This is a genomic window from Hymenobacter defluvii (assembly GCF_017589435.1).
GTDB lineage: Bacteria > Bacteroidota > Bacteroidia > Cytophagales > Hymenobacteraceae > Hymenobacter > Hymenobacter profundi.
The window spans coordinates 1-5,741 of the sequence record NZ_JAGETX010000045.1; the positions used below are offsets into that span (position 1 = coordinate 1).

Annotated in this window: 6 protein-coding genes; 4 read left to right on the forward strand and 2 right to left on the reverse strand. The window is 57.9% G+C overall.

Annotated features, from left to right (window positions below; genetic code table 11):
* Nucleotides 1-985: DUF1259 domain-containing protein (locus tag J4D97_RS22575; protein WP_208309560.1), on the forward strand; the 985-nt coding region annotated here is incomplete at its 5' end.
* 195 nt (nucleotides 986-1,180) lie between these two features.
* Here J4D97_RS22575 and J4D97_RS22580 read toward each other — a convergent pair.
* Together J4D97_RS22580 and J4D97_RS22585 are read right to left on the reverse strand one after the other, a co-directional pair.
* A complete protein-coding gene (locus J4D97_RS22580; RefSeq protein WP_208309561.1) occupies nucleotides 1,181-1,459 on the reverse strand; it encodes a hypothetical protein in 279 nt (92 codons plus the stop codon).
* Nucleotides 1,460-1,470: 11 nt separating this feature from the next.
* Nucleotides 1,471-2,421, reverse strand: a complete 951-nt coding sequence (locus J4D97_RS22585) for a replication initiation protein (protein WP_208309562.1) — start codon at nucleotides 2,419-2,421, stop codon at nucleotides 1,471-1,473.
* A 917-nt stretch (nucleotides 2,422-3,338) separates the two neighbouring features.
* Between J4D97_RS22585 and J4D97_RS22590 the strand changes: the two genes are divergently transcribed.
* The 3 genes from J4D97_RS22590 to J4D97_RS22600 are packed head-to-tail and all read left to right on the forward strand — an operon-like array spanning nucleotide 3,339 to nucleotide 5,205.
* A complete protein-coding gene (locus J4D97_RS22590; protein WP_208309563.1) occupies nucleotides 3,339-3,731 on the forward strand; it encodes a plasmid mobilization protein in 393 nt (130 codons plus the stop codon).
* A gap of 35 nt (nucleotides 3,732-3,766) precedes the next feature.
* Nucleotides 3,767-4,672, forward strand: coding sequence for a relaxase/mobilization nuclease domain-containing protein (locus J4D97_RS22595; RefSeq protein WP_243900478.1), 906 nt, complete (start codon nucleotides 3,767-3,769; stop codon nucleotides 4,670-4,672).
* Between the two features lie 17 nt (nucleotides 4,673-4,689).
* Complete coding sequence (locus tag J4D97_RS22600) at nucleotides 4,690-5,205, forward strand: hypothetical protein (protein WP_208309565.1); 516 nt, start codon at nucleotides 4,690-4,692, stop codon at nucleotides 5,203-5,205.
* Nucleotides 5,206-5,741: the final 536 nt, after the last annotated feature.

Genomic DNA, 5,741 nt, shown 5'->3' on the forward strand with positions numbered 1-5,741 from the left:
GGCGCTGGCCACCACGCCGCTGCTGCTAGGCCCCTTGCCCTCCTTCGCCGAAGCCCCGGCCCCCGGCAACACCCCGCCGCTGAGCGCGGCCGACATTGCCGCCATCGAGGCCGCGATGGGCAAGAAAGGGGCCTACGTTGAAGCGCAGGCCACGCACAGCACCCCGTTGCCGCGCAACGACTTGAAAGTGACCATCAAGGGGGAGCCGGTGCCCATTTCCTTCGGCTTCGGCGGGTGGGTGGCCATCAAGCACACGCTCGACGGCAAATCAGCCATGCTCATGAGCGACACGGTGCTACTGCAAGAGGAAGTTAACCCGCTTATGTCGGCCGCGCTGGCCCAGGGGCTGGAAATCGGGGCCGTACACAACCACTTTTTTTACGAAGAACCGCGCATCTTCTACATGCACATCCACGGCATGGGTGCCCCGGCCGAGCTGGCCCGCAAGTTTGCCGCCGCGCTGAAGGACTCCAAGTTGCTGCCGGCCAACCAGCCGAAGCCCAGCGGCGGCACCCCGGCCGCGCAGGTGGGCAATAACGCCACGCCGGCCCCCGGCCCGCCCACCGGCAAGGAGCTGTTTGATATTCCGGCGCTCGACAAAGTGGTGCAGTACCAGGGCACGGTGAACGGCCCCACCTACAAGTACACCGTGGGCCGGGCGGACCTGCAATCGGTGATGATGGGCACGGAAATGACCGCCGCCATTGGCCTGAACTCGTGGGCCGCGTTTGCCGGCAAGCAAGCTGACGCGCACGTTGCCGGCGACATTGCTATGCTGGAGCACGAAGTAAACCCGGTTATAAAGGCCCTGCGCGCCCACCAGTTGGAGGTCGTGGCCGTGCACAACCACATGTTGTTTGACCAGCCCCGCATGATGTTCCTGCACTACTACGGCCGCGGCCCGGCGGCGCAGCTCGCCGCCGGCTTCCGCGCCGCGCTCGACCAGTTGGGCAAGGGCAAAACGGGCATGAAAATGAAGCACTGACAGGCCGGTAAATCAGCCCCGTTTTTTAAGGGCCTAAACCGGCAAAATACCACGTTTGGCGAGTCGGGGCCGTGGGGCGAAAACCCGGCACGATTCCGAGGTTGGGATTATAAGCGACATTATGTTAAGAGACTTTTCCGGGACAGTGGCCGCACTTTTTGCCCTTCCCCACTGCCCCTAAAATCCTACTTATCACTAGCCCGCGATGTGGGCCGGCAGCGCCGGCACGAAGTCGTCAAAGACCTCGTAGCTCAGGATTTGGTAGCGCCGAGCGTAGGCCCGTAGATGAATGGCGATAATCCGGTCCCTGGTGGCCCGTTCGGACCCCGGGGTATACTCTATGACCAACATGCGCTTCTCAGCCTCCTGAGCGAGCAGAAAATGGCACGGAATGGCTTGTTGTTCGGCTTCGGTCAGGTGCACCGCGTTGTCAGGATTCAAAACGACGACCTCCAGGTAGATTTTCTGCCGCATGAGTGAGGGGCTTAAATGGGCTTAGCAGTTTTGGCCGCAACCAGGCCCAGCTTTACCAATAGCAGGCCCCCCGGATTGCGCGAGGCTTTGACCTTGCCCGTTTTCAGGTCGTGGTTGTAGCGGTTCACTTCTGAGACGTGGGCGGCGCTGCTGAGGATGGTTTGCCGGTGCTTGGTGTCGGTGATGCGCAACTCATCCAGGACGCGGGCGGCATTATCGAAGTGGCTTTGTTGCACCCCCGGCACGGCTTGAGCCGTGGCCACCAAGTCAAAAGGAATATTGTCGGCTAAAGCTTGAGTTTTGACCTTAAACGTAATGTTTTTGAAGGTTTTACCACGCTTTTCTAGCTCATAGCTAATGTGCAACTCGGTGTGCTCATTGATTTGCTTAACGGCTATATCCAATACGCTTTTCCTGAAATCACTGGTCCTAGGCATCTTATCAATGCCTTTATCGTCAAGGAGCCCGAGCATTCTCTTAAAATCTTGAATATCATGCTTTTTGGTTTCGCCTAGGTCCTTCCACTGGCTACAAATCGGATAAATCCGCTTAGCATATTTGCTAGTCAGGCGTAGTGCCGATGCTAGGCCATAGCTGGTGAAATTGCTTTGAAGCTCAAATAGATAAGGGATGATTTTGTCAGAAAGTGAGACTTCTATGATGCCTAATCCTTTGAGATACTCCACGCTGCGAAACATCCAGAGCTGCACATGACGCTCTGGAGTTTCTACCTCAAACATTCGAGAGCCCATATCCTCAGTTGCTTTCCGCAGGTAAGCCAAATCATATTTTTTGCCAGTTAAAGCCGATAACTCCTTAATATTTAACTCATAAGTGTCAGACTTCTGGTCCTTACGCAGCTTTGAAACCAAGAAGAAGAATAAGTCAAGCTGTAATTCAGTGTACTCATAGCGAGCATTCGTCAGAGCATTGTGTTGTCGGATTTCCAATTCTTTGCTCATTGTGCTTATTCAGTGATTTCGAGCGCAATTATACGCGGAAAACGGGTTGTAAAAACAAATATCACTTTTAAAACCCGTTTGAGACACATTAAAACCCGTTTTCAAACCCATTAAAACCCGTTTGAGACACATTAAAACCCGTTTGAGACACATTAAAACCCGTTTGAGACACATTAAAACCCGTTTTCAACTAGATTAACAAGCTCAAAATCAGTACGTTATGAAGCCCTCAAATAGAACAAAGCTTTACAAATACACCAATTGCTGCTCGCGCGAGAAAAAAAGCTTTTAGGAACTATTCGGGGGTATAACGGCGCGAGCAAAACAAAAACAGCAAAGTCCTAGAAGCCAGTGACTTGCGCGCATTTTATAAACTATATATTATTGGTAATCAATAGTTTATAAACCTAAATGATGAGCTTATGTACTGCTTTGAACTTGGTAATGCTGCGGCCACGGAAACGGGAGCAGCTGAGGATGCAGGCCGGGGAAGGGGCCGAAAGGAGGGAGGTAGGTAGCAGAGCCGGGACCGGGGACGCATGACCAGGTGGGGAGGTGGCCAGGTGGTGCAACTGGTAGCCAGAGCGAGGTGGCCACGTTGCCGGCAAGGAGAGTACCAGGAGCAGCCGATAGGGAGGCAACAGGAGGGGCACAAGAGTTGGAACGGAAAACAACGGTAAGGCAATCGGGAGGGCACAGCGAAAAGGACAGGTCGGCGGTTTTACCCTATTTGTTTACCAACACCAGAAAGAGCGGGCCAGGGGTTGCGCGTGCGTGCAGGGAGCCGTACCTTGTGGGCTGTTCTGGACTCGTTCAACGTGTTTCGTAAGATGTGTTTCCTGAATCGCGCTTCGCGCAATCCAGGAAACACGTTCGCCCGTTGGGCTCACTACACTTGCCCCTTCGGGGACCTATCTATGGCAGACCTAGCAGCCCCTGAATCCACTCCCCACCGCCCCCGAAAAGGAGGCCGGAAGGCCGGCCCGCTGGCCGAAAAACAGCGCCACGTCGTGAGCGTCCGGCTGACCGATGCGGAGCACGAGCGCCTGACCCAGGAGGCCGAGCGGTACCAGTTGAGCCAGGGCGAAGTGCTGCGGTCGGTGTGGCGTAAACAGAACACGGCCACGAAACTGCAGGCCCCGCCGACCCCAGAGGAAGCGCGGCAGCTGGCGCAGCTGGCCGGCATGGCGGCGAACCTGAACCAGCTCACCAAGCTGGCCCACTTGGGCCAGGACCAGCGCAGCGGGGCCACAACGGTACTCGGGCAGATGCACCACTTGTTGAAGCGGCTCACGGGCGAGGCGGTATGATTGGCAAGGTGAAGGTGAACCAGTCGTTTGGGGCCATGTGCCGGTACGTGCTGCAGGAGCAGTCCCCCGGCAAAGGAGCCGAGGTGCTGGCCGCGCACGGGGTGCGCACGGACAGCGCCGCGCATATGGCGGCGGACTTCGACGCGGTGCGGGCCATGCGGCCCGGACTAGGCAAGGCCGTGCTGCACGTCGCGCTGGCCTTTCCGGTCGAGGAAAAGGAGAAGCTGACCAACGAGGTGATGGGCCGCATTGCCCAGGACTACCTAAAGGGGCTGAACATCGACCCGGAGAGCACGCAGTGGGCCGTGGTGCGGCACCAGGACAAGACCCACCCGCACATGCACCTGGTGGTGAACCGGGTGGATTTGGACGGGCAGACGGTGAGCGACCAGTTTATCCGCTCCCGGAGCGTGGACGTGTGCAAGGGTATCGAGCAGGAATATGGGCTGATCGTGGCCGACCAGGTAGGCCGCAAGCAGGCCCGCGAAATCGGCCCGACCCCGGCCCAGGCGAAGGCCACGACCCCGAAAGAGGAACAGTCGGCCGACTGGAGCCGCGCCCGGCAGGAGATCGGCCGCGCCCTGAGCTACACGGCGGGCGAGGCCCGCAGCTTCGACGAGCTGCGCGAGGCGCTGCGCCCCCGAGGCATCGAGCTGGAGCTGACGCGGCGCAAGGACGGGAGCCCGGCCGGGGTGGTGTTTGCCCAAGACGGGCACCGGGTGAAGGGTAGCCAGGTGGGCCGCGAGTACAGCGCCGGCAACCTGGAAACGGGCTTTGCTAAGGCCCGGGAGCTAGGCCAGGACCCGGCCCAGGCGTGGCAGCAGGTGGGCCAGGACTACGCGCTGGCCAAGCTGGCAGCCGCGTACGCCCAGGCCAAAGAGCGGCAGGCCCAGCAGCAGCCGGGCAAGCAGCAGTCCCGAGGCCTTGAGATGGGGGATTAACTTTTCAGCAACGACTTATGCAGGAACTACTTCAAGACATCAACGCGCTCCGGCGCGGCATCGAGGCGCTGAACAAGCGCAGCTTAGAGCAGGGCCGGCCGGTGAGCCGGGCCGAACTGGATGAGGTGCTGGCCAAGGTGAAGCAGGAAGTGCGCTTTACCATCAACTACCAGGGCGTAGCGGAGGCCATCCAGCCGCACCTGACCACGCCGGCGAAGGTGGAAAACACGCTCACCACGGGCACGGCGCAGCTGCAGCAGGTGATTGACCGGATTCCGCGCAGTGTGCCCGTGGTGGGGGAAGTATGGGGCTTTACCAGTATACGGCTGGGGTTGGGGGTGATTGCGTTACTGCTGGCCCTAGTCAGCCTGAGCACTTACCTATGGCAGCAGAAAGCGGCCGCCGAGGCGCAGGTCGTGGTGCTGCAGCAGGAGCAAGCCAAGAAAAAGACGGCGCTGGATTGGCTGACCCAGGGTTATTGGGACTTAAAGCGCGACAATCCGAAGCTGGTCAAGAAGTATTTCCCACAGTAGGGTGTTATTACACAAACAGGGGAAAACCTCCGACTCATTAGCCGATTGGCCTGAATGATTGTGATAAGGTGCAGAATCAGCGTAAGACCATCGAAAAACTGATATTCTTACTCGCTCCTTAACGCAATCGAAAGTGGGTAGCGAAAACGAACGTTAAGGCTATCGCTTTGCACCCAAATTCAGATAATATTCTGTCAACCAAAGTACTAGCTGGTGGAAATGCGCAATTGTGCGGTTGAGTCGGAGGTTTTGCCCTATTTGTTTAACAACACCCACAGTAGGGCTTTTAGAGGTCTTCTCAGGAAACGGAGAATACAGCACGTTAAGCGCCCACAAGCCGCGTCCTGAGCACAGAGAAGGAACAGTCAACCGTTTACCTTACGTACCCTAAGCCGTCTCATTCATTCCTTGTTCTATGTCCGATTCCCGTTTTTCCCGCCGTGACTGGCTCAAAACCACGGCGCTGGCCACCACGCCGCTGCTGCTAGGCCCCTTGCCCTCCTTCGCCGAAGCCCCGGCCCCCGGCAACACCCCGC